General features: G+C 71.6%; 20 protein-coding genes and 1 pseudogene. 10 read left to right on the forward strand and 11 right to left on the reverse strand.

Features of this window, described 5'->3' with window-relative positions; genetic code table 11:
* The first annotated feature begins 179 nt into the window (after positions 1–179).
* Positions 180–830 carry an RNA polymerase sigma factor gene (locus tag ACFVVO_RS26195; RefSeq protein WP_390058038.1) on the forward strand — a complete coding sequence of 217 codons (651 nt, stop codon included), beginning with the start codon at positions 180–182 and terminating at the stop codon, positions 828–830.
* The gene (locus ACFVVO_RS26200; RefSeq protein ID WP_390058039.1) at positions 823–1,761 is read left to right on the forward strand and encodes a CU044_5270 family protein; all 939 of its coding nucleotides are present in this window, start codon (positions 823–825) and stop codon (positions 1,759–1,761) included. Before ACFVVO_RS26195 ends, ACFVVO_RS26200 begins: the two co-directional genes overlap by 8 nt.
* A 106-nt stretch (positions 1,762–1,867) precedes the next feature.
* Here ACFVVO_RS26200 and ribA read toward each other — a convergent pair whose 3' ends face one another.
* Positions 1,868–2,527 carry a GTP cyclohydrolase II gene (gene ribA, locus ACFVVO_RS26205; RefSeq protein ID WP_390058040.1) on the reverse strand — a complete coding sequence of 220 codons (660 nt, stop codon included), beginning with the start codon at positions 2,525–2,527 and terminating at the stop codon, positions 1,868–1,870.
* 37 nt (positions 2,528–2,564) lie between these two features.
* Between ribA and ACFVVO_RS26210 the strand changes: the two genes are divergently transcribed.
* The gene (locus tag ACFVVO_RS26210) at positions 2,565–3,341 is read left to right on the forward strand and encodes a creatininase family protein (protein WP_390058041.1); all 777 of its coding nucleotides are present in this window, start codon (positions 2,565–2,567) and stop codon (positions 3,339–3,341) included.
* Positions 3,342–3,394: 53 nt separating this feature from the next.
* Here ACFVVO_RS26210 and ACFVVO_RS26215 read toward each other — a convergent pair.
* From ACFVVO_RS26215 to ACFVVO_RS26235, 5 genes and pseudogenes are all read right to left on the reverse strand, one after another.
* Positions 3,395–4,468 (reverse strand): annotated as a pseudogene (locus tag ACFVVO_RS26215) (YbhN family protein); the annotation flags it as partial.
* On the reverse strand, positions 4,465–5,502 hold the full coding sequence (locus ACFVVO_RS26220) for a class I SAM-dependent methyltransferase (RefSeq protein ID WP_390058042.1): 1,038 nt from the start codon (positions 5,500–5,502) through the stop codon (positions 4,465–4,467). The gene ACFVVO_RS26220 and the pseudogene ACFVVO_RS26215, both read right to left, overlap by 4 nt.
* Complete coding sequence (locus tag ACFVVO_RS26225) at positions 5,499–6,641, reverse strand: glycosyltransferase family 4 protein (RefSeq protein ID WP_390058271.1); 1,143 nt, start codon at positions 6,639–6,641, stop codon at positions 5,499–5,501. The genes ACFVVO_RS26220 and ACFVVO_RS26225 overlap by 4 nt, the downstream gene beginning before the upstream one ends.
* A gap of 65 nt (positions 6,642–6,706) precedes the next feature.
* The gene (locus tag ACFVVO_RS26230) at positions 6,707–7,105 is read right to left on the reverse strand and encodes a 6-pyruvoyl tetrahydropterin synthase family protein (protein ID WP_390058043.1); all 399 of its coding nucleotides are present in this window, start codon (positions 7,103–7,105) and stop codon (positions 6,707–6,709) included.
* A gap of 160 nt (positions 7,106–7,265) precedes the next feature.
* Positions 7,266–8,258 (reverse strand): dehydrogenase, encoded by a 993-nt coding sequence (locus ACFVVO_RS26235; protein WP_390058044.1) that lies wholly within the window; start codon positions 8,256–8,258, stop codon positions 7,266–7,268.
* 107 nt (positions 8,259–8,365) lie between these two features.
* Between ACFVVO_RS26235 and ACFVVO_RS26240 the strand changes: the two genes are divergently transcribed.
* The gene (locus ACFVVO_RS26240) at positions 8,366–9,151 is read left to right on the forward strand and encodes a CDP-alcohol phosphatidyltransferase family protein (protein WP_390058045.1); all 786 of its coding nucleotides are present in this window, start codon (positions 8,366–8,368) and stop codon (positions 9,149–9,151) included.
* Positions 9,152–9,338: 187 nt separating this feature from the next.
* On the opposite strand, the gene ACFVVO_RS26245 is transcribed toward ACFVVO_RS26240, so the two are convergent.
* A complete protein-coding gene (locus ACFVVO_RS26245; protein ID WP_390058046.1) occupies positions 9,339–10,022 on the reverse strand; it encodes an ABC transporter ATP-binding protein in 684 nt (227 codons plus the stop codon).
* Complete coding sequence (locus ACFVVO_RS26250) at positions 10,019–11,107, reverse strand: ABC transporter permease (RefSeq protein ID WP_390058047.1); 1,089 nt, start codon at positions 11,105–11,107, stop codon at positions 10,019–10,021. The genes ACFVVO_RS26245 and ACFVVO_RS26250 overlap by 4 nt, the downstream gene beginning before the upstream one ends.
* Positions 11,108–11,349: 242 nt before the next feature.
* Between ACFVVO_RS26250 and ACFVVO_RS26255 the strand changes: the two genes are divergently transcribed.
* Positions 11,350–12,588, forward strand: a complete 1,239-nt coding sequence (locus ACFVVO_RS26255; protein WP_390058048.1) for a sensor histidine kinase — start codon at positions 11,350–11,352, stop codon at positions 12,586–12,588.
* Between the two features lie 92 nt (positions 12,589–12,680).
* On the forward strand, positions 12,681–13,343 hold the full coding sequence (locus tag ACFVVO_RS26260; RefSeq protein WP_390058049.1) for a response regulator: 663 nt from the start codon (positions 12,681–12,683) through the stop codon (positions 13,341–13,343).
* A 10-nt stretch (positions 13,344–13,353) separates the two neighbouring features.
* On the opposite strand, the gene ACFVVO_RS26265 is transcribed toward ACFVVO_RS26260, so the two are convergent.
* Positions 13,354–14,079 carry a YcnI family protein gene (locus ACFVVO_RS26265; protein ID WP_390058272.1) on the reverse strand — a complete coding sequence of 242 codons (726 nt, stop codon included), beginning with the start codon at positions 14,077–14,079 and terminating at the stop codon, positions 13,354–13,356.
* A 396-nt stretch (positions 14,080–14,475) separates the two neighbouring features.
* On the opposite strand from ACFVVO_RS26265, the gene ACFVVO_RS26270 reads away from it, so the two are divergent.
* From ACFVVO_RS26270 to ACFVVO_RS26285, 4 genes are all read left to right on the forward strand, one after another.
* On the forward strand, positions 14,476–15,960 hold the full coding sequence (locus tag ACFVVO_RS26270) for a hypothetical protein (RefSeq protein ID WP_390058050.1): 1,485 nt from the start codon (positions 14,476–14,478) through the stop codon (positions 15,958–15,960).
* Positions 15,961–16,554: 594 nt separating this feature from the next.
* Positions 16,555–18,975 (forward strand): hypothetical protein, encoded by a 2,421-nt coding sequence (locus tag ACFVVO_RS26275; RefSeq protein ID WP_390058051.1) that lies wholly within the window; start codon positions 16,555–16,557, stop codon positions 18,973–18,975.
* Between the two features lie 400 nt (positions 18,976–19,375).
* A complete protein-coding gene (locus tag ACFVVO_RS26280) occupies positions 19,376–20,290 on the forward strand; it encodes a YceI family protein (protein WP_390058052.1) in 915 nt (304 codons plus the stop codon).
* Positions 20,291–21,029: 739 nt separating this feature from the next.
* The gene (locus tag ACFVVO_RS26285) at positions 21,030–21,425 is read left to right on the forward strand and encodes a hypothetical protein (protein WP_390058053.1); all 396 of its coding nucleotides are present in this window, start codon (positions 21,030–21,032) and stop codon (positions 21,423–21,425) included.
* A 191-nt stretch (positions 21,426–21,616) separates the two neighbouring features.
* Here the strand turns inward: ACFVVO_RS26285 and ACFVVO_RS26290 are convergent, their stop codons facing one another.
* Both ACFVVO_RS26290 and ACFVVO_RS26295 read right to left on the reverse strand, forming a co-directional pair.
* The gene (locus ACFVVO_RS26290) at positions 21,617–23,509 is read right to left on the reverse strand and encodes a DNA/RNA helicase domain-containing protein (protein ID WP_390058054.1); all 1,893 of its coding nucleotides are present in this window, start codon (positions 23,507–23,509) and stop codon (positions 21,617–21,619) included.
* A 272-nt stretch (positions 23,510–23,781) separates the two neighbouring features.
* Positions 23,782–23,925, reverse strand: a complete 144-nt coding sequence (locus ACFVVO_RS26295) for a hypothetical protein (RefSeq protein ID WP_390058055.1) — start codon at positions 23,923–23,925, stop codon at positions 23,782–23,784.
* Positions 23,926–24,155: the final 230 nt, after the last annotated feature.

Genomic DNA, 24,155 nt, shown 5'->3' on the forward strand with positions numbered 1-24,155 from the left:
CTGCGCCACCTTCTTCCACACCATCGGATCCGCATGGCGCGCACGGCTGCCGTGACAGTCACCCATGTCCTGTGACGCACGTCACTCCCCGGGCTGGAACTCGCCGACGGGCAACGGCGAACAGCAGGTGACCATGACTCCGAGCCCCAAGGACGCGACATGAATCGCAGAGGTGGAACGTGACCCTCCTGCCCGCCACCGGTGCCACGTTCGCCCTGGCGGCGGACGCGAGCGGCACCTCCGACGGCTCGGTCATCGAACGGTCCTGGGAGACACCCGACGCGTTCGCCGAGATCTTCGACCGCTACGCCGACGACATCCACCGCTACATCGCACGTCGCCTGGGCTCCGACACCGCCGACGACCTGATGGCGGAGACCTTCGTGATCGCCTTTCAGCGTCGACGGCGCTACGACCTGTCCCACCCGCACGCACGGCCCTGGCTGTACGGGATCGCCACCAACCTGATCGGCCGTCACCGCCGGGACGAGGCCCGCCGGCTGCGGGCGCTGTCACGGATGGCGTCGCTGTCGGAGGGGCGCGAAGAGCAAGCCGGTCCGGAGGACGGGGTCACAGGCGGGCTCGGCACCGTGGAGGCGAACGGCACCCTGGCCGGCGCCCTCGCCGAACTGCCCGCCCGGTACCGGGACGTGCTGCTGGTGATCGCCTGGGGAGAGCTCGACTACGCGGAGGCCGCACAGGCGTTGGGCCTGCCCGTCGGCACGGTACGCTCCCGCCTCCACCGGGCCCGCACCAAGCTGCGCCGGGCACTGGGCGGCCCGGCGCCGACCACCTCGACCGCACCTCAGAAGGGGACCGATCATGGATGAACTGACGACGGTGCGCGCGTGGGACACCGGCCGACAGGGGCCGTCCGACCAGGCCCGCACCGCCGCCCGGGCACGCCTGCGAGCCGCCATGGCGAAGGAGTCGGGCGACGTCGCGCCCCGGGCGGGCCGGCTGAGCCGGCGGATCGTGCTCCGCACCGCGTTCGCCGGCATGACGGCCGCGGCCGCGGGCGCCGTGGTCGTGGCACTCGACGGCGGAGACGACCGCGCGCCGCGTCTGGGCGCGGTCAGTGCGGCGGAGGTGCTGCGAAGGGCCGCCGACAGATCACGCGCCGCGGGCAGCGGCCTGCCCGTGCCGCGCGACGACCAGTACTTCTACACCCGGACCTACATCACCCGGGTACCGGTGAAGGGCGGGCGGACCAGGACGTGGACCGACGAGAGCTGGATGTCGGTGGACGGCTCGAAGCCGTCCCTGCGCCAGGAGTACGGGAAGGTCCACCACGACCCTCCGCTCGGCAAGCACGAGGTGAGATGGCCGCCCACCGTCTACTCCGAACTCCAGGCGATGCCGACGGACCCCGACAAGCTCCTGGCCCGGTTCAGAGGCAATGAGAGCGGACCCAACACCGACATGATGGCCTTCTTCGAGGGATGCATGCTGCTGATGGGACCGCGTGTCATGCCCCCCGGCCTGCAGGCCGGCGCCTTCGAGGCGCTGTCGAAACTTCCCCGCATCCGGCTCGACTACGACGACGCGGACGTCGCCGGCCGCAGGGCCGTCGGAGTCTCGCACCCCCAGGCGTCGTTCACCTTCCTCTTCGATCGCAGGACCTACGACTACCTGGGCCTGCGCACCAAGGGCAGCTCGCCGAAGAAGGTGCACGGCGAGTGGAAGCAGACCGACTACTACTACGAGACCAGGACCCTCAAGGACATCCGAGTGGTCGACCGCATCGGGCAGCACGGCTGACCAGCGAGACCGGGGAGGGCGGGGGGCCAGGGGGCCGGGACATCATCGTCGGTCCCCCGCCCCCGCCCCCTGTCTCCCGTTTCCCGTCGATCAGAAGCCCAACGGCTCAGGACCCGTGGGCGACCGCGTCCAGGTGGGGCAGGATGTGGTCCAGACGCTCGCGCTTGGTCCGCAGGTAGGTGATGTTGCTCTCGCACGGCTCGATCAGCAGCGGTACCTGCTCGGCGACCTGGACGCCGTGCCGTACCAGCGCCTCCCGCTTGCGCGGGTTGTTGGACATCAGCCGGACCGAGCGCACCCCGAGGTCGTGCAGGATCTCGGCGGCGACGCCGTAGTCGCGGGCGTCGACTGGCAGGCCGAGTGCCAGGTTCGCCTCCACCGTGTCCAGGCCCTCCGCCTGCAGGGCCATCGCGCGCAACTTGGCCAGCAGGCCGATGCCCCGGCCCTCGTGTCCCCTCAAGTAGACGACGATGCCGCTGCCCTCGGCGGCCACCGCCCGCAGCGCCGAGGCCAGTTGGTCGCCGCACTCGCAGTGCCGGGAGCCGAACGCGTCCCCGGTCAGGCACTCCGAGTGCAGCCGGGTCAGCACGTTCTCGGTCCCGATCTCCCCGTACACGAGGGCGACTTGTTCGTCACCGCGGTCGTGGTCCAGGTAGCCGATCGCCTGGAATTTCCCGTACACAGTGGGCAGCGGCGCATTCACGACGCGTTCCGCGCCCGAGCGCCGCGAGGACTTCTCGCCGAGGACACCGAGGTTTTCTGTCATGATCTGATTCCTAAGCAGAGACGAAGGGCCGGGAAAGATGAGTGGTTCGGGCGCGCGTACGGCCGGCTTCGGGGTGGTACCGGCGGACACTACGGAAGACGTACGGATGCGGGGGGCGGGCGTTTCAACACAGGTCGCCGTCCTTCCCGTCGGCAGCTTCGAACAGCATGGCCCCTTCCTTCCGCTGGCGACCGACACGCTCGTCGCCTGTGCCGTGGCCCGGGAGATCGCCGGCGCGTATCCGGTGCATCTCCTTCCGCCGGTGACGATCGGCTGTTCGCACGAGCACGCGGACTGGCCGGGAACCGTCAGCATCTCCTCGGTGACCCTGCACGCGGTAGTCCGGGACGTCGCGGACTCGCTGCGCCGCTCGGGCGTCGAGGCGCTGGTCGTGGTGAACGGCCACGGCGGCAACTACGTGCTGGGCAACGTCGTTCAGGAGGCATCGGCGCGCGGGGAGCGGATGGCGCTGTTCCCGGCCGCCGAGGACTGGGAGGCGGCGCGGCAGCGGTCCGGGGTGCTCACCTCCCTGCTCACCGACATGCACGCGGGCGAGATCGAGACCTCCATTCTGCTGCACGCTCATCCCGAATTCGTCCGCCCTGGTTACGAGTCCGCCGATTTCACCGCTGACGACCGTCGTCATCTCCTCACCGCGGGAATGTCCGCCTACACCGAATCAGGTGTCATCGGCCGCCCTTCCCTGGGGTCCGCGGAAAAGGGGAAGGAACTGCTCGCCGGCCTGGTGGACTCGTTCGGCGCGCTTTTCGACCTGCTCACCTCGGACTCCGGTCCGGCGGCGGTACGGCGGTAGCCGCGCAGCCCGGTGTACCAGCGGGCGACGAGGACGGCGGCGCCGGGCAGGCTCGCGACGAAGCTCAGCACCCCGTACACCACGGCGACGGCCACCCCGCTGCTCGCGCCGAGCCCGGCGGCGCCGAACGCCCAGGCGGTGACGCCCTCGCGGGGGCCGAAACCGCCGACGTTCAGCGGGAGCCCCATCGCGACCAGGGCAAGCACCGCGATCGGCAGCAGCACCGGTACGGACGCGGCCGATCCGGCGATCCGGGCCGCCGCGACGAACATCGCGACGTGCCCGGCCAGGACGACGGCGGAGGACAGCGCGACTCCGGGCCCGGCCTCGCGTGACAACAGGCCCCGGCGGGCCTCGCCGAGCGCGGAGCGCAGGGCGCCGCCGCGGCGCGAGGGTGCGCGGTTCAGCCGGACGGCGAGGACGACGGCGAGCGCGCCCGCGGCGGCCAGCGCCACCGGCGCCGCGAAGCCTCGTACTTCGTCCCGGACCGGCGACGGCAGGGCCACCAGCACGACCGCGCCGAACACGGCCAGCGCGACCTGCCCGGCGACCCGCTCGAGCACGACCGCCTTCACCCCGCGCCGGACGTCACCGGCGCTCTGCCCGTGCCGGACCGCCCGGTGCACATCGCCCAGCACCCCGCCGGGCAGGGCCGCGTTGAGGAACAGCGCCCGGTAGTAGTCGGCCACCGCCGGTCCGAACGGCAGCCGGAGGCGCAGGCCCCGGGACACCAACTGCCAGCGCCACGCGCTGAACACGGTGGTGATCACGCCGATGCCCAGGGCCAGCAGCAGCGACGCCGAGTCGATCCGCCGCAGCCCGTCGAGGAGCACACCGGTACCGAGCCGCCACAGCAGCCCGGCGATGATGGCCACACCGGCGACCGTGCCGAAGTGGGTGCGGATGGCTCGGGTGTTGATCCTCCGGAACAGGCGGTGGGGGCCGTCACGCCGGGCGGCGCCGGGGACGGACGGCTCCGGCGGTGCCGTCACCGCGCTCACCGCCGGAGCCGTGGCACCGCCCCGCACGCCCCCGATCCGCGCATGCGGGATCACCCGCGCCAGACGGGGTTTCGCCGCGCTCCCCCGGCGGGGCCTCGCGTCGGTCTCCACCGCCTGTCCGCTCATGACGACGCCCCGCCCGCCGGCTTGGGCAGCGCGAGCAGGTCGCTGTGGTGGACCACGACCCGCAACTCGCCGGCCTCGCAGGCGGCCAGCCGCTCGCGCAGATAGCGCTTGGCGCGCTCGGACAGCTCGGGCCGCTGCTCGACGGCCGCGCCCACCCAGCCCCGCAGCCACTGCGCGGTCAGCGCGGACTCCTCGGGGCCGAGCCGCCACGGGCTCGGGTGCACCCGTACGGTCGCCCCGCGTTCGGCGAACGCCTCGCAGGCGACGGTGACCGCGTCCGGCCCGAGCAGCCCGTCGCGCCGCTGGTGGGCGTCGAACGCCTCGGCGATCTCGGCGTCCAGCGGGTCGGAGGGGGTGAGTTCGACCCGGCCGGCGACCGACAGGGTGAGCAGGGCCGGGCAGCCGGCGCCGGTGCAGGCGGCGGCGAGGGTGTCGATCTCCTCGCGGGTGAGGACGTCCAGCAGCGCGGAGGCGGTGACCAGTCCGGCCCCGGTCAGCGCGTCCGGGGTGAGCCGGCCGACGTCGCCGCGCCGGGTCTCGACCGTGACCCGGCTGCCGTCGGCGGCGGCGCGCGGGGAGCCCACGGCGGCGAAGTGCAGCAGGTACGGGTCGCGGTCGTGCAGGACCCAGTGCTGGGCGCCGTCCAGGCGCGGCGCGAGCCAGCGGCCCATCGAGCCGGTGCCGCAGCCCAGGTCGTGCACGGCCGACCCGCCCGCCCCGCCGGGCCGGTCGGCCAGCCGGATCCGCAGCGGGTCCAGCAACTCCTCGGCCCGCGCCGCCGCGTCGGCCGGTTCCCGTAGCCGCAGCCACTCGGGCGCGTACCGCGGCGGCTCCTGCGGTTCCTCGTCCCGCAGCCGTACGGTGGCCAGTTCGCCGGGGCCGGTGACGGGCCCGGCACCGGCGATCACACCGGCCGGGTCGCTCTCGCGGGCACCGGTATCCATCGCGGCCTCCTCGCCTTCCGGTACGAACCCGGCTTCACCGGCTTGCGGTTGGGCCGGGATGCCCCCGGTCACCGTCCGTGTGTCCGTCATGCCGCCCTCCTCGGTGCCTCGGGGAGCCGGCCGAGGACTCCGGCCAGACTGCGGGCGGTCGTCGCCCAGCCGTCGAGTGCCGCACGGCGGCCGCGGGCCGCGGCCTTCAGCCGGCGGCGCACATCGGGTTCCCCGAACCAGCCGCGCAGTTCGGCGGCGAGCGCCGCCGGGTCCTCCGGCGGGACGAGGATGCCGGGGACGCCGCCGTCGGGGGCGCGGCCGACCGCCTCGGACACCCCGCCGACGTCTGTCGCCAGCACCGGGACCCCGCGGGCGAGCGCCTCGGTGATGGCCATGCCGTAGGTCTCCGCGTACGAGGTGAGGACCATCAGGTCGGCCGACGCGTACTCCGCGTCGAGTTCGGCGCCGGCCCGGGGTCCGGCAAGCAACAGCCGGTCCTCGAGGCCGCGTTCGCGGATCAGGCCACGCAACCGGTCGACGTACTCCGGGTCCTGGGTGAGCCCGCCGACGCACACGCAGCTCCACGGCAGGTCGGTCACCCCGGCCAGCGCCTCCACCAGCCGGTGCTGGCCCTTGCGCGGGGTCACGGCGGCGACGCAGAGCAGCCGGGATACGCCGTCGGTGCCCGGGGCGAGAGGGGCGATGTCGGCGCCGGGGGCGGCGACGTGTACCCGCCGCGGGGCGAGGCCGTGATGGGAGACGACCCGGCGGACGGCCCAGTCGCTGGTGGCGATCACCGCGCCCGCCGCCCGCAGCACCACGCGCTCGCGGGCGTCAAGGGCGGCGGCCACGGCCGGGTCCAGGCCGGTCTCGTCGCCGAGTGGCAGATGCACCAGCACCGCGAGGCGCAGCCGCTCCGCCTCGGGGACGACGATCTCCGGCACCCCGCAGGCGACCAGGCCGTCGAGCAGGACGACGGTGTCGTCCGGGAGTTCCCGCAGGGTGCGGGCGAGCACGTCACGGTCGGCGCGGCCGGGGCGCGGCCAACTGCCGGGCACGGGGTGCCGCACGGCCTGCCAGCCGAAGCCCGGCAGGTCCAGGCAGACCCGGCGGTCATAGGCGTTGCCGCCGCTCGGCGCGGCCGGGTCGTCGACACCGCCCGGCATGACGAAGTGCACGGTGCGCAGGGACATGGGGATGATCCCGACGTTCTCGAGGGCGGTGGGCTGCGCGGGCATGAAGGCGAGCCGCGCCTTCTGCGTGGTCTCCACGGTCGTCCTGGTGGCCTCCACGGTCGTCTCGGTCACAGGGCACGCTCGTAACTCGCCCAGGCGATGTGCGACTCGTGCAGGGTGACGGTGAGTCCGGCCAGACCCCTGGCCCCTTCGCCGAGGGCGCCCTTGTGGACGCGGTCGGCGAGCCGGTCGGCGATGAGCTTGGCCAGGAACTCGGTGGACGTGTTGATTCCGGCGAACTCCGGCTCGTTGTCGAGGTTGCGGTAGTTCAGCTCGGCGACGACGGCGCCCAGTTCCTGGGTGGCCAAACCGATGTCGACGACGATGTTGTCCTCGTCCAGCTGTTCGCGGCGGAACGTGGCGTCCACCAGGAATGTGGCGCCGTGCAGGCGCTGCGCGGGGCCGAAAACCTCGCCGCGGAAGCTGTGGGCGATCATGATGTGATCGCGGACGGTGATGCTGAACAACGGACGACCCTCCAGGTGCGGCGCGTCTGATGCCCCCGGCGGTCACCTGCCGGGGGATTGCCGTGTAGTACGGCTCCTCGCTTCCCCGTGTTCAGCCTCCTCTCACTCTTTTCTCAGGTCAGACCGCTCTTGTCTTTTTCGGGTCGGGCCACTGCCGTCCTCATCGGGTCGGGCCGCTGCCGGGGTAGGTGATGCGGTGGCACAGGGCCGGGATCTCGCCGGAGGCGAGCCTGGGCATCAGCTCCGGCAGCTCCTCGAAGGCGCTCTCGCCGGTGATGAGGGCGTCGAGGGCCGGGTCGGCGAGCAGGTCGAGGGCGAGCGCCAGCCGTTCGGCATAGCCGCGGCCGGGGCGGGCGGCCGGGGAGACGGTGCCGACCTGGCTGCTGCGCAGGGTGAGCCGGCGGGAGTGGAAGGCCTCGCCGAGCGGCAGGGCGACGCGTCGGTCGCCGTACCAGCTCAGTTCGACGACCGTGCCCTCGGGGGCGAGGAGTTCCAGGGAACGGGTGAGGCCCTGTTCGGTGGCGCTGGCGTGCACCACGAGGTCGCACTCGCCGAGGGCGGTGTCGGGGGTGGCGAAGTCGGCGCCGAGCGCCTCGGCGGTCCTGGCGCGGGCCGGGTCGGCGTCGACGAGCTGCAACCGTACGCCGGGGAAACGGGCGAGCAGGGCGGCGACCGAGCAGCCGACCATGCCGCCGCCGACCACCGCGATCCGGTCGCCGATCAGGGGCGCCGCGTCCCACAGTGCGTTCACGGCGGTCTCCACGGTCCCGGCGAGCACGGCGCGCTCGGCGGGCACCCGGTCGGGCACCACGGTCACGGCGTTCACCGGAACGACGTAACGGGACTGATGCGGATACAGACAGAAGACCGTACGGCCGATCAGCTCTCGCGGGCCCTCCTCGACGACGCCGACGTTCAGGTAGCCGTACTTCACCGGCGCGGGGAAGTCGCCCTCCTGGAACGGCGCCCGCATCACGGCGTGTTGGGACTCCGGCACGCCGCCGCGGAAGACCAGCGTCTCCGTGCCGCGGCTCACTCCGGAGTACAGCGTGCGGACCAGGACCTCGCCCTCGGCCGGCTCCGCGAGGGTGACGTCGCGCAGCTCACCGGCCCCCGGGGAGCGCAGCCAGAACGCGCGGGCCGACCGGTTCATCGGCATCCTCCTGAACGATCGGGAAGTTGTTCACGTACCGAGATGTGCACAGGCCGCGCAGAGTACGCGGCGTTGATCGACTCTGTCACTCGGCCGGAGGGTGTGCGGTGGCCCTGAACAACACGTATGACGCGAGGCTCCAGCAGGAGACCGCTGTCGGAGCGGGCATACAGCTCCTGCTGCTCGCCCTGCTCGGCTCGGCGATCGGCATGGGGCCGGCCGGCTGGCTGACGGGGCTGGCCTTCGCGTTCGCCACCTGGGCGGTCCTCTCGCGCGCCCTGCACCGCTCCCGGCTCAGCTCCTTCGGCCCCGCCAACCGGGTGACCCTCGGCCGGGCCACCCTGGTCGGCGGGGTGACCGCGCTGGTCGCGGACTCCTTCGAGAGCGCGCCGCCGGTGACGCTGCTGGTCGGCCTGACCGCCGTGGCGCTGCTGCTGGACGGCGTGGACGGCAAGGTGGCACGCCACACCGGCACCTCCACCGCGCTCGGCGCCCGCTTCGACATGGAGGTCGACGCGTTCCTGATCCTGGTGCTGAGCGTGTACGTGGCGACGCAGCAGGGCCCTTGGGTGCTGCTGATCGGCGGAATGCGGTACGTGTTCGTCGCGGCGGCCCGTTTCGCCCCCTGGCTGAACGCCCCGCTGCCGTCGTCCTTCGCCCGCAAGACGGTCGCCGCGCTCCAGGGCATCTGCCTGCTGCTGGCCGGCGCCGAGTTGCTGCCGCACCCGGCGAACCTGGCGATCGTGGTGCTGTCGCTGGGCTCGCTGGTGTGGTCGTTCGGCCGGGACGTGCGGTGGCTGTGGCGCGACTCCCGTACGGACGAGGGGCGGACGGCCCCCCAGGGGGCGGTCGGCGAGCCGCTGGTGCGGGAGCTGGAGCTGGCGACGCGCTGAGGGCCTCCGGGAGGCCACTGGCCTCCCGGAGGCCGGAGGCCGGGGTGCCGGAGGCCGGGTGCTGGAGGCCAGTGGCCGGGTGCCGGAGGCCAGTCGCCGGGTGCCGGAGGCCAATGGCCGGGTGCCGGAGGTCGGGTGCTGGAGGCCAGTGGCTGCGTGCCGGGGACGCCTCCGCCGTTTCGCACCGTCAGCCGGTCGGTGCGGGGCGGCGGAGGCGTCCGTCGTGGACCTCGGCTATCCGGTCGGCGGCGGTCAGGTGGGCGCGGTCGTGGGTGACCAGGACGGTGGCGGTGGCCCGCTGGTGGGTGAGCCGGGTGATCAGCTCGATGACGGCGGCGCCGCGTTCGTGGTCGAGGGCGCTGGTGGGTTCGTCGACCAGCAGCACGGTGGGGTCGTTCATCAGGGCGCGTGCGATGTTGACGCGCTGGCGCTGCCCGCCGGAAAGCTGGTGGGGCCGGCGGTGGGCCTGGTCCGCGAGGCCCACCGCGTCGAGGAGTTCGAGGGCCCGGCCGCGGGTCCTGCCGGGGTCGCGGCCGTCGATCCGGGCCATGACCTGGAGCTGTTCGGCGGCGGTGAGGGAGGGGAGCAGGTTGGGCTGCTGGAAGACGATGCCGATCCGGTGGCGGCGCAGCTCGGTGAGTTCGCCGCGGCTCAGGCCGGTGGTGGGGGTGCCGTCGATGGTGACGGTGCCGGCGTCGGGGGTGATCAGGGTGGCGGCGACGGCCAGCAGGCTGGACTTGCCGGAGCCGGAGGGGCCGACGACGGCGGTGAGGCTGCCCTTGGGGACCTGGAGCGTGACTCGGTCGAGGGCGGTCAGCCGGGTCCCGCCGTCCGGGTAGGTGAGAGTGATGTCGGTCAGTTCGAGGCTCATCGGGCGCTCCCCAGGGCGGTCAGCGGGTCGACGGAGGTGATCCGGCGGATGGACAGGCCGGCGCCGAGGGTGCCGAGCAGGACCATCACCGCGGCGGGCAGCAGTACCGTGCCGGGGCTGAGCAGGAACGGTACGTCCGACCCGGCCGCGAGGGCGCCGACGGCGGCGGCGATGCCGGTGCCGGCCAGGGTGCCGCCGACGAGCAGGACGACGGCCTGGCCGAGGGCGTCCTTGAGCAGGCTCGCGGTGGAGGCGCCGAGCGCCTTGAGGACGGCGACGTCGCCGCTGCGCTGGATGGTCCACACGGTGAAGAAGGCGCCGATGACCAGGGCCGAGATGGCGAACAGAAATGCGCGCATCAGCTGCAGGGAGCCGTTCTCCGAGGTGTAGGAGCCGATCGCGGAGAGCGAGTCCCCGGTGGTGACCGTCCTGGTGCCGGTCCGCCGGTCGGTGGCCGTGATCTCCGCCCCGGAGGTGGTGCGCAGGGCGATGACGGTGGCGGTGGGGCCGTGGGCCGTGTCCGTGGGCGGCGCGGTCCGCCGCCAGGTGTCCAGGCTGGTCCAGATCACCGGGGTGTGGCTGAAGGAGGCGTCGCCCCGGACGGCGGCGACGGTCAGCCGGTGCCCGGCCAGGGTGAGGGAGCCGCCGGGGGCGAGATCGAGGTCGCCGGCGGCCGTGGTGGACAGCACCGCGGACCGGTCGTCGATCCGTCCGCCGTCCGGGGCGAGCGAGGAGCCGGGCTCGACGCCGAACGCGGAGACCGCGGTACTCCGGTCCCCGGCGGTGGCCCTGGTCGTGGTGATCCCCAGCGGTTCGGCACGCTCGACGCCCGGCGCCTCGGCCCACTGCCGCCACTGGCGTGCGGTGACGGTGGAGTCGGAGTAGGACGGGCCCTGTCCGCCGGTGGGGGCCTGGAAGGCGATCCGGTCCGCCGGCAGCCCGGTGATCGCGGAGACGTTCTGCCTGCCGAGCCCGGCCGTCAGCCCGGACAGCAGCCCGACCAGCAGGGTGATCAGCACGATGACGGTTCCCATCAGGGCGAAGCGCCCCTTGGCGAACCTCAGGTCTCTCCAGGCGACGAACACGGGGTGGCCTGTCCTCTCGGTCGGCGTCGACATCGGTGGCCGACGGGGGTCGACGGGCGGTCGACAGAGGGTCGACGAGGTTGTCGACGGCTGGTCGAACGGGTAGGTCCCTACCGTCGCCGACGGCCGCCCAGCCGGGCATCTGGCAAGGGACCGCACTTCACGGGCCGGAAAGGCGGCATCCGGGTTGTAACTTTCGATGGAGGCCCCTCGGGGGTCCGCCTCCGTAGCCTGGACGCACTGTGAACTCCTCTCCCCCCGCCCCCACCCCGATCCCGACCAGCCGGGTCCTGGCCTGGTGTCTGCACCTGCTGATCGCCGGCCTGCTCGCGCTGGCCGCGGGGCGGGCCCTGACCGACGGCGGTCCGCGCCCGGGGGCGACCGTCGCCGCCGGCGCGGCCTGCGGCCTGGTGTACGCGGCCGGCCCGCTGCTGCCCGGTGTACGTGGGTCACGCCGGTCGGCGACGGTATGGCTGGCCTGCCTCGGCGCCGCCTGGCTGGTGCTGCTGGCCCTGTCCGCCGACGGCGTCTGGCTGGCCTTCCCGCTGTACTTCCTGCAGCTCCACCTGTTGCCGCGCCGGACCGCTCTGGTGGCGGTCGTGGCGACCGCGCTCGCGGCGATCACCGCCTTCGCCGCCCATCAGCACGCCTTCAGCGTCGCCATGGCGATCGGCCCGGCGCTGGGCGCCGCCGTGGCCGTCGCGGTGGTGTGGGGGTACCAGGCCCTGTACCGGGAGAGCGAGCAGCGCCGCCGGCTGATCGAGGAACTGACCGCCACCCGCGCCGACCTGGCCCGGGCCCAGCACACCGCCGGGGTGCTCGCCGAACGCGAACGCCTGGCCCGCGAGATCCACGACACCCTCGCCCAGGGACTGTCCAGCATCCAGCTCCTGCTGCGCGCCGCCGAACGCGCCCTGCCGGAGCGGCCCGAGGCCGCCGCCCGCCATGTGGACCAGGCCCGTCAGGCGGCCGTGGACAACCTTGCCGAGGCCCGCCGCTTTGTCGCCGCCCTCACCCCGCCGGCTCTCGAGGGCACCACGCTGGCCGGCGCGCTGGAACGCCTGTGCGCCACGGCCTCCACCCGCCACCCCCTCACCGTCCGCTTCCACCTCAAGGGCACCCCGGTCGCCCTGCCCACCGCGCACGAGGTGGCCCTCCTGCGGATCACCCAGTCCGCCCTGGCCAACACCGTCCGCCACGCCGGCGCCACCACCGCGGACGTCACCCTCACCCACCTCGACGACCAGGTCGCCGTGGACATCGCCGACGACGGCACCGGATTCGACCCAGTCCTGCTACCGCCCCCCGACCCGGACGACGGCGGCTTCGGCCTCGCCGCGATGCGCGCCCGGATGAGCGGGCTGGGCGGCACCCTCACCATCGACCCCTCCCCCGGCCGGGGCACCTCCCTGTCCGCCCGACTCCCCCTGACCCCGCGCGCACCCGCGCCCGAAGCCGGCGAACCCGAGGCCCACCCATGACCGACAGCCCCAGCCCGGCCGCACCGGGCAACCCAAGCCCGGCTGTGTCCGGCAAGCCCAGCTCTGCCGTGCCCGGCAAGCACAGCTCTGCCATGCCCAACGACCCCAGTCGAGTCACGTCCGGCAGCGGCCCCATCCGCCTGCTGCTGGCCGACGACCACCCGGTGGTACGGGCAGGGCTGCGCGCCGTGCTGGAGACCGAGCCCGGCATCGTCGTCATGGCCGAGGCCGCCACCGCCGAGGACGCGGTCACCCGGGCCGCCGAGGGCGACATCGATGTCGTCCTGATGGACCTGCGGTTCGGCGGGGGCATGGGCGGCGCCGAGGCCACCGCCCGCATCACCGCCCGCCCCGGCGCCCCACGGGTCCTGATCGTCACCACCTACGACTCCGACGCGGACACGCTGCCCGCCATCGAGGCGGGCGCCACCGGCTACCTCCTCAAGGACGCCCACCCCGAGGAGCTGGCGGCGGCGGTACGCACGGCCGCCGCCGGCCGCACCGCGCTGGCCCCGACCGTCGCCGACCGCCTGATGAACCGCCTCCGCACCCCGGCCGTAGCCCTGACCCGGCGCGAGACGGAGGTCCTGACCCTGGTCGCGCAGGGCCTCTCCAACCAGGCGATCGGCCAACGGCTCCACCTCACCGAGGGCACCGTCAAGTCTCACCTGGCCCGTACCTACACCAAACTCGGCGTCGACTCCCGCACGGCCGCCGTGGCCACGGCGACGGACCTGGGCCTGATCCGCCGCTGACCCGGACCGGCTACGCGTCCGTCTTCGGGGGCCGCCCGCCCCGCACGATGGCGAAGGCGGCCGCGGCCAGCCCCAGCACTCCTACGAGGAGTCCACCGATGCCCAGCCCCCGAGCGGTGCCGTCACTCCCGTCGGCCGCCTTCACGCTGCCGGCGTCCCCGCTCTTCGCAGCCGCGGGAGCGGCGGCATCCCCTCCACCCGCCGTCAGCTTGAGCGTGGGCGCCGGATCCTCCGCCTCCTCCCCACCACTGGGCGCCTCGATCCACCGGACGACCTTGCCGTCGGAGTAGGTCTGCAGCGTCTTGAACATCAACTGCCCAGTGTTGTCCGGCAGTTCTCCGAAGGCGACATCGAAGTCCTGGTACTCCCCCGCCCCGATCTTCCCGCCGGTCCAGGTGATCTGGGAGACGGCCTCGGTGATGGTCCCGTCATCGGTCTTCACCGGTGTCTTCAGCTTGGTGGTGGTCACCTTCGGCGTCCACCCGTCCCGCGGGTGAACGAGAACACCGAGGACAGGATGGTCGGTCGGCAGAAAGACCTGCACCTTGCTGGTGGAGGCACCGTCCTCCTCGTTGGGCACCCGGAAGGTCAGCACTCCGTCCGTGGCTCCCTTGGCGTAGCTCTCCGGGTGGACGGTGACATGCCCGGACGCGACACCGGCCGCGGCGAGAACACCGACAGCACTGAGGGCGACGACGGCTCCGGCCCGGCGCAGGACGGTGCGGTTCGCGGACATGGCGGACATGGCTGAGTGGATCTCCGTAGCGCTCACGGTGAACGATCCTTCCACGCCGGGAGGTACGTACGGCATCGCAATGCGGTTCATTCGGCGACTGGGAGACAGTGATCCCGGCGCACCTCCGCGAGCCTCCGCATGTCCCACGCCCAGCAGAACGTCACTCGAACGCGTTAGTTCGCCCCCCGCGTTGCCCACGCAGCGCCGCAGCCCCCTGCCAGGACCCGGCCGCCATCAAGAAGGGCACATCCTCTTCACACCTCCGTGCAACCTTTCGCACATCTGGAATGTCGACGTGTGTAAGCACCACGCTCTTCTGGCCAGGCAGGACAAGCCCACCCGGCCTGACTAACTCACCCCGCACCCGTTTCCGCTCGGCCCACTGAGAGAACTCCGTTGATCGACAGCACGACCACGCAGCGGGACGGGTCCGCCCCCGCCCCGCGCAGCGCCGCCCCTTCTCCCTCCGAGGCACGCGCAGAACGCCGCCGGCTCATCGAGTCGATCCGCGCCCTCCGCCGCCTCCTCGACAAACGACGCACTTTCGAGCTCGCCGATCAGCGGCGCCTGAACCGCGAAGCACGGGACCAGGGCCGCGCCGAGGCGGCGAACGGCAAGGCCCTGCAGCGCATCCACGAGCGTCAGGTGCGCCAGGAGGCCTCGATCACCCGCCGGCTGAACGGACTCGACGGCAAGCGCGACATCCAGGAGAAGCAGGCTCTGGCCGTGCTGCGCCGCGAATCCATCGAGCGCACACTCAGCAGCACGTACCTCAACTCGAGCGAGGTGAACGGAATCGGCAAGGGACTGATCCGCGACCTCGCCGCGCAGGGCATACGCACAGCCGCGGATTTCAAGCGTGTCAGCTGGGGGAAGGCGCCCAATGGCAAGGGCGGCGACGTCCTCTACATCCACCGCACCAGGGGCGGCAAGGTCCACATCAACGGTATCGGCGAACACCGTGGCCGTCCGCTCATCACATGGCGCGACTCCGCGATCGCCCGCGCCGAGGCCCGCGCCCCGCGCGAGCTGCCGCCGAACGAACGGCACCGCATCGCCGAGATCATCGAAGCCGAGCGCAAGCGTCTTCAGCAGGAGCTGAAGGAGGCACCGATAGCCGCCGAAAAGGCCCGCGCAGAAGCCGGCCGCCTGCACGGCGACGCCCTGGCTGGCCTCACCGCCGACCATCGCGAGGCAGCGGAGCGCGCCGCCGAACGCCGAGCCGAGTTCGACGCCATGGCTGAGCAGTTGCTCGACCTCCAGACCCAACTGTCGGCCCACATCGACCAGTACGGCGACGTAGGGCGGCGGGTCCGCCGCGCTCAGACCCGCGCCCTGCGCGCACTGCCGGACGCACCGCCCCTGCCGGGCATCCCGTCGCCGCGCATCCCGTCGGACCCCGAACCGTCCGTCAACGGCGCGGCCCGCCCCAAGATCAGTCTCGCCAAGGTCACAGACCCACCGCAGCCGCAGCCGCAGCCGCAGCCGCAGCCGCAGCCCGGACTTCGCGCCAGCCTCGGCTGGTTGCTGCCGATCCTCTACTTCAGCCTGACGACACTGGTCGGCGTGGGCGAACTTGGAGACAATACGGCGCACCTGTGGGTGAGGTTCGCTTCACGGATCTTCGCCCTCGCCGCGACGGCGGAACTTCTGCGCCTCTGGGTCCCGCGCAGACGCCGACGGACAGCGGACCGCATGCCGAAGGGAACCGGCTTCCAGACCGCCGGCGTATTCCTCGCGCTCACCGCCGTCGGCATGTTCGAGGACGAGAAGTCGGACGTCTTCGCGGCGGCGTGCGCGTTTTCCGGCCTCGCGGTTTTGTTGCTTCTCGCCGGAACCGGCCTCCGTCTATCGCGCACCGCTCACCCGCACCCCTTCTGACCTGGCGACTTCCCCACCGGCGTGCGGCATGGGGGAGGGCTTGGCATGGATGATCTTCACGTGATATCCATACTCTCCGATCGTTGCACACAACATCCACAAGATGTTCATGTCTTGCTCGTGGACGGCCTGCAGCCCCGCGAGCGATCCCAGTCGTCCATGGCGGGCAACCGCCGGCACTCCCTGCTTGTAGCGGCCGTTCGGAGATGAGCCCCGCTTCGTGAGCGGCACTGAAGCACTTCGCTGTTCGTCCCCACTGGTTCCACCGCCTTTTTAGGAAACCCCTTGCCTACCTGCTCGTCCTGCGCCTCCGACCTGCCCGAGGGTCAGAGATTCTGCGGAAGCTGCGGATCCTCCGCCGACGCTCCCACCTCGCCGCCGTCGGCCCCGCCGCTTCCGCTCGCCCCGCCTACGCCTCCGGGCTCCCCGATCACGGCCACCGCCACGGCTACAGCCGCGACCGCGACCGCCGCCACGGCTGAGCCGTTCTCCGCCGTTCCCCCCGGCCGGCCGCCTTTCGCGCCGCCCCCTAGCCAGGTGCCGCCGTCGCCCTCGGGTCGGCTCGCGGCCTGGTTGCGGTCAGCCCAGCCGGACTTGCCGTCCGCGAAAGCCGTCGCTCTCGACGCCCTGGCCGCCCTCGGTTCCCAATTCGCCCTGATTCTGATGCTGGTGATGGTCGGCGTCTGCTTCCTCCCGGACGGCCATCACGGCGATTTCGTCGACTGGCTCCGCGCCGCCGCCTACTTCGCCGGACTGGCCCTGCGCGGAACCCTGTCCCTCTCGGCGGCGGGATCCACCGGCTCCGACCCGTTCGGGTCCGGTGACTACGGCGTCGACAGCGGCTTCGGTGGGGCGGGCGACCTGGCCCTCACCCTCCAGCCGCTCCTGCTGACCTGCACCGCGCTGCTGGCGGTGTGGTGGTTCGCGCGCCGCCGTGAGGCCGTGGCACCGGCGCCCACCATGGCCCGGGCCGTGGGCCGTTCGGCGGCGGCGGCGCTGGTCTACGCGGCCGCGATGAGCCTGCTCCTGGCCGTGACGCACGCGGGCTCCGGCTACGGGCTGGAGGCGGACGAAGACCTCCCGATCTCCGTCGACCTGGGTGTCGACGTCTGGCCGACGCTGTTCTACGCGTTGGTGCTGGTGTTCCTGGTCGACTGCGGTACGCGGAGCCGTCACCGGGTGCGTCAGGCCGTTCAGCGGGCCTCCGCGCGCTGGTCGGACTGGTGGGCCGCGGCGGTGACCGCCGTGTCCGCCACCGCCGGCCTGCTCGCCGCCGCGTTCGTCGCCTCGCTCGTCTACGTCGTCGTCGGCGACACCGGCGACCTCGGCTTCGGCAAGGCGCTGGTCATCCTCCTGTCCGGTGCGCCCAACGTGGCGATCCTGGCCGGCGGCTGGCTGATGGGCGCGACCCTCGGCAGTTCGGCGGAGGGTGCCGCGTCCACGCAGGTCGGCTGGGCGGGGTCCAACTCGCCCGCCGTGCACCACAGCGAGGAAGCCGGTCTGCTGCACGGCGGACTGCCCGCCTCCGCGTACCTTCTCCTGCTGGTCACCGTCCTGGTGTTCCTCCCGTTCGCCATGCGCCACGCGTTCGGCCGCGACCCGCGGGAGCGGAACTGGAAGGCGCTGCGCATCGGCGTCGTCATGGCGCCGCTGTGGCTGGTGCTGGCATGGCTGGTGACCGTCAGCGCGAGCACGTCGGGCAGCCTGCGTCTGTCGGTGCTGCTCTCCGCGTCCGGCGACGCCCACATCGACGTGTCCGCCGGCCTGCTCGAGCCCAGCTCGATCCTCGTCGCCCTCGCCTGGGGTGCGCTGATAGCCCTGGCCGCGCGATTCCTGACCCGGCCCCTGGCCGGAACCTTCCCCCGGTTGGCGGCATGGCTGACCCGCCTGCCGGGCCAGACGGTGCACCCCCAGTGGGCGGCGCTCCTCGCGGAGGCCCTGGGCCGCACCGGCCGCCAGGCGCCCGCGTACCTCTCTCCGTCCCTGACCGAGCCGTTGACGAACCCTCCGCTCTCCGTCAGCCGTCGCCGCACCCGGATGATCACGACGGCCCTCGGAATCGTCGTGCTGCTCGGCGCGGGAGGCTACGCGGCCGACAAGCTGATCGCCTCGCAGGTGTACAGCCCGGAGAACGCCGCCGAGGACTACCTGGACGCCGTCTCCGAGGGGCACGCGGCCGACGCTCTGGCCCGGCTCGCGGCCCGGCCGTCGTCCGACCCGCTGCTGAGCGACGCCGCTCTCGCCGCCCAGTTGAAGGCGGCGCCGCTGGGCAATGTGAAGGTCGAACACGTCGACGGCGACGACGACTACGCCAGCGTGTCCGTCAGCTACAGCGTCGGCGGCCACAAGCGGACGGCAGACCTGAGCATGGTCGCGGACGACAAGGACAAGCACTTCGGGCTGTGGCCGCGGTGGAAGGTCTCGGACGGCCTGGCGCACATCGAGGTGACGGCGCCTTCCTCCCTGCCCGGCGTACGGGTGAACGGCAAGCAGGTGGCCGTGGAGGCCGAGGGCACGACCGGTGAACTCGCCGTGTTCCCGGGCGCCGTGACCACCGGCGGCGCCGCCGACTCCTCCCTCCTGGAGGTGGGCGGCGACACCCACCTCACCGTCGAGCCCGGGGAGGACGCGGGGGCTTCGGCGAGCCTCACCCTCACGCTCACCGCCGCCGGAGAGGACGCCGTGCGGCAGGCCACGCGGGATGCCCTGACGTCGTGCCTCTCCGCGGCGACCGACCTGGAGCCCGAGGACTGCCCCGTCTACGCCTCCGAGTACCTGGGCACGGTGTCGGACGCGAAGTGGGACCTCGGCTCGGAGCCGGATGTCAGCGTCCAGGTGGACGACGAGACGGGCGACGTCACCGTGGAAGGCTCCTTCGACGCCAAGGTCACGTACACCGTCACCGACTCGATAGACGACTCGAAGTCCGACCAGAAGCAGTCGGACAGCTACACCTTCACGGGGTCGGCCGACCTCTCAGGCGAGACGCCGACGGTCACCCTCGACAGCTACTAGTCCATGCCCTCTCAGGCAACGGCCCGCCGGCTCCTCCGGCGGGCCGTTCCGCTGTCGGGACAGGCAGCCACGGCACGTGTGGACCCCGTGATGGATCAGCGAGGCACCCGTGAACATCGCACGCTTCCGGGTGGCCTTCGCCACAGCACCGATGCAAAGCATCGAGAGTCGGCCATGACCACACAGCCCGTAATCACGGAGTTTCCCGGTGATTCGGCACGCCGAGAGGCCTTTCCGCAATCCTCCCCGGCAGCGAACCACCCCACACCGTCCGCCTATGATCGTTGAACAGTTGACATCATCGCGCCTGCAACCACCCTGAGGCGCATTTTGGTGACCGTGGGACGCCGGCGCAGGCGCGGTCCCACGGTGGTCACACGTGCGAGGAAAGGTGAACAGCATGGCCCTCGGACTGCTCCGGCGTCGGCGTTCCCGCGACGCTTCCGGTGCCGCGCCGGGCCTGTCGGTGCCCCTGCCGGCCGGCGCGGGCGCGTACGGCTGCGAGGTCGTCGATCCCATGGGGCAGCCCATGCCCGGCGCCGAGATCACGGTGACCGCGCTGGACAGCCACCGCGTCGTCGCGCGCGGCACGACCGACCCGTACGGCCTGTTCATGGCGGCACTTCCGCCCGGCACCTACAGCGTGATGGCCACGGCGGAGGGCCTCACCCCGGCCCGCAGCAACGTCGGCATACCCGAGGGCGCCGCCCTCCCCCTGGCCCGCATCGCGCTGCTGCCCGCCCGTCAGCTGGAACTGCCGCCGCCCGGCACCTGGTTGTTCGACCCGCCGCACACCGCGATCCGGTTCATCGCCAAGCATGTGGGCATGGCCCACGTCCACGGCCGCTTCACCCGTTTCAACGGCGGCATCCGCATCGCCCCGGACATGGGCGAATCCCAGGTCTCGGTGCGCATCGACGCCGCCAGCATCGCCACGGGCAACAAGACCCGCGACAACCACCTGCGTTCCGCCGACTTCCTGGACGTCGAGCGCTACCCGTACATCGACTTCACCAGCAACCGGTTCGTCTACCGGGGCGGCTCCAGGTGGACCCTGAACGGCACGCTCACCATGCACGGCACCAGCCGCTCCGTGGGCCTGGACACGACGTACCTCGGTACGGTGAACGGCGGTTACGATCAGGAGCTGCGCTGCGCGGCCCTGGCGAAGGCGGAGCTGCACCGCGAGGACTTCACCCTCAACTGGCGCTCCATGCTGGCCCGCGGCATCGCGGTCGTCGGCCCGACCGTACAACTGGAGCTGGACGTCCAGGCGATGTACCGCACGGCCGAGACCCCGACGCCTCCGGAGTAGGCCGGCGCGGGCTACTCGGTGCCGCGCGGCGGCTCCCTCTCACCACCGGGGTGGCGGTCCCATCAGGGCGGGTTCCAGCCCGCCACCAAAACGGCCCTGCACGGACGCCGGACTCCCTGGCATTGACCTCCGCGATCCATGGGCCCGGACGGTGGTGGCGAGGTAGCACACCACATCATCACGATGTCGGAATGACCGGGCATGCGCCGCGGAAAACGTCCATGCTCCGGTGCATCTCGAGGGATGCATCCGGTACGCGCCTCCGGCCCAGGCTGTGGCGGATGTAGGGATGGAGGCCATGCGGTGACAGTTCCGCACCGTTGACAGCGTGGACAGCGGCGGCTCGTCCGCCGGCGTGTCATGGTCGACCATCACGAGGAGTTCTCTCTGGTCTTCAGGAGGGCGGTGCGAGCATCGGATTTCGTGGATTACCACAGGTTTCTGGCATCACTCTTCGAGGGAGCCGGGCGGTGGGCGGGGAGCCGTGAAGGGCGGGTGTCGGAGTTGCAGGGACCGGCAGCACAGGTGCGGGCGTGGTCTGAAGCGTCTCCTCGAAGGGATCCACTTCCGCAGGTATACGAGGTGCTCTAAAGTTGCCGCTCCCTGCGGTCCCCCGTGTACCGCATCACGGGCCAGTCCGGGACCGTTCCGACCTCTGGAGCCTAGACGTGACACCCTGACGCCAGCAGAGCGCGACATCCAGCGGGTCCTCAGCAACCGTGCGCGAGAGACCGATCCGGTGAAGCCGCGCGACGCGTGCCTGACGTACAAGGAACTGGGGTTGCTGATCGACCCGAAGGGCCGGAACCCGGGGATGAGCCGACCGCCCTTCCGCACGTTGTTCCCGTTGCTCGGCAACGTCAGCAGGTACGAGGTGCTACACGGCCGGCCGATGCTTTCCGCACTGGTGGTGGCACAGGAAACCCGGGTACCTGGTCCGGGCTTCGTCGAGCTGGCCCGGCATCTCGAACTCCCAGTAAGAGATCCGGACGCATACTGGGAAGAGGAGTTGAGCGAGGTCATCCGATTTTGGTCCGCCCACGATCAAGTACTCATCCTGGACGCCGCCGTCGACCGGCTGATGGGCGAAATCAGTGCGATCAAGGCGGCGATGCAGCGCCTCAGTGACGTCTGAGCCCACCGCGGCCAACCATTGTCTCGGTGCGCTGCTCGCCCACCCGCGCCCGCTCGGTCGGCCTCACGTGCCGGTATCAGTGCGGACCTCCGCGTTCGCGAAACGGGATGAGATGGATGACCCACCCCTTGCGGGTGGTGCTGGGCAGATCTGAGGCGCGGGCTGCCCCTGCGGTGGATCCACAGAACGCCCTATTTCCAAACCGGCACCGCCTTCCGAACTACTCCTCCCACCAACTCCCGTAGCTTCTCCCTGGTCTCCGGGTCCGTCGAATAGACGATCGTGCCGATCATGCCCCGGGTCAGCAGCACCTTGTAGGTGTTGCGGATCAAGCGGTCGACGTCGGCGTCGGAGGTGGACCTTTTGAAGACCGGGTCCTTGGACTGTGTGCGGTCCGTGATCCAGCGGTCGCCGCGCCAGACCAGGTCGGGGCCGATGATCACGCCGGACCAGTCGTACTCGAAGCCCTGGGCGGTGTAGACGCAACCGACCTGGCCGAAGCCGGCCGGGTCGGTGGCCCAGAGCGCGGACGGCGGCGCACCGGAGACGGAACGGTCGCCGCGGAGGTTCCAGGGCCTGGCCCATTCACCGATGACGACGTCGGCAGGGAGGGGAGCGCCGGGCTTGGGTTCCGGGGACCAGCGCCAGCAGTAGCCCGCGGACATACGGGCGCCGTAGCCCTGGGCCCGGCGGCTCTCGAGGAACGCCTCCAGTTCACCGGGGCTGTCGGCGACCAGCAACTGCATACGGTCGTCGGGCTCCCAGACAACGGCACCGCCGGACTGAAGCCCGAGGAGGCGAACCACCCAGCGCAGGTACGCATCGCTGCCGCCACAGCGGAACTGACTTTCCAGCGGCACGACATGACAATCGAGGCCCTTGGCCGCAGCGGCCGCTTTGATGTCCTCGACCGTGCCCATCTCGCCGGGGCGCACCACCTGGTGTTCGTCGAGCAGGAAGACGGGGACACGGGCGACGTCGATAAGTTCGTCGATCTGCCGCTTGCCGGTGCGGTGGGTCGCCGAGGTGAAGCGGTTGGCAGAGGTCTCGCGGATGCGGTGGGCCTCGTCGCAGATCAGTACGTCGAGGGTGTTCTTCTCGGCGGTCATGAAGCTGTTGAAGTACTTGAAGAGGTCCTGCACCTCGCGCTTGCGGGTGCCGGCCACCTTGCGCATCGTCTTGGTGAAGGACTGGGAACCGGTCGCGTGCAGGGCCGGGACGCCTTGCCGGTACAGCTCGCCGAGCAAGGAGAGCGCGATGACGCTTTTGCCGGTGCCGGGGCCACCGGTGATGACCACTATCTCCTTGTGATCGGACTGCTTGGCCTTGCGTACCGCGTTGAGCACCATGCGGTAGGCCACCTGCTGCTCGTCCAGGAGCACGAACTGCTCGCGCTCGCGTACCTCCTGGGCCGCGACCGACATCAGTTGCTTTGACGGGACCGTCTTACCCGCCCGGAGTTCGTCGGCCGCGCGGGCGCCGGGAACCTTGTCGCTGAGCTTGGCGCGGAGGTGGTCGATGAACTCGCCGCGCCTTTCGCCGGTGAACAACTGCCCGCAGTCGTCAAGTTCGATGGCGCGGAGGCCAGCCACGCCGAACTCGGTGGCGTTGTGCAGGTACGCCACACCACTGACTCGGCCCGGGTGCTCGGCCACGGCCCCGTTGAAGTTGACGAGGTACTCGCAGTAGCGGCGTACCTGCTCTATGGGGTTGAGGACGGGGTGAGCGTAGGCATCTATCCGGCACAGCGCCGGATCGTCCTCGTCCGGTTCCGCCTGGCTCCACTGCTTCAGTTCTACGACGACGTACGACGGCTCCCCCGTGACGGGATGCACTCCGGCGAGGACTGCGTCGGCGCGCTTGCTGTTCAGCGGAAGGGCGTACTCCAGCATGATCTCGACTTCGCCGAGACCGGCGTCGTTGAGTGCGGCGGCGAATGCGGGGATGCTCCGCTCCCAGGAGCGGACCTCAGCGGCGCTGGGCCGGTAGCCGTGCATGTGCGCGAACTGCTCGGTGAGGTGGAGGTAGAGCGAACTGTCGAGTGCCCTCTCGGCGATCGTTTGCGCGGACTCACGGAACAGCAAGGGCTTCCCCCAGGCAGCACGAAATGACTCGTGCGGGTGGGGGCATGTCCTTCGAGACTCCACCTCAGTGGAGCGGAAGCCCGTCGGGCCGCAATGACGACGGAACAGAGATTACCCGGTGGTGCAGACACTGGTCTTGGGGCCCGGGGCGGTCGATCGATATACCGCCCAGGTGAGACCCCACCGCAGCCGGAAGCGGCAAGCAAGGCTGGGGTAAGCCGACGCGATCTTGGCAGGGTGCACCGGGGCACACCGGAGGTACTTCCTGGCACTCAGCCGACGCGCGGAGTGCCGTTCGGAAGGTGCTCTGCACCGCCACAGGCCCACAGCTTCCGAGCCTCGAGCCGCAGCGTGTCCGCCGCGAGTGCGGCCATCTTCTGGATCACTGCCCGGTCGGTTGTCTTCTCGTACGTCACGTCCACTTCTACCAGCGCCTTGACCGCGTCCTGCTGGGAAGAACAGTCGGCGACAGGAGGGCCGCGACATCGGCTCCGGGAAGGGCGTCGTCGCAGACGCGCGCCGGCACCGCGACGGCGGAATCCTCGGACGGCCACACCTGCCATGCCACCACGCCGGCCACGGCGATAACTACGACGGCGGCCAGCGCCGACCAAGATCCGAACCGGCTGCCGCGTTTCCCCGATCT

It is taken from the genome of Streptomyces sp. NPDC058145, from assembly GCF_042884245.1.
Classification (GTDB): Bacteria; Actinomycetota; Actinomycetes; order Streptomycetales; family Streptomycetaceae; genus Streptomyces.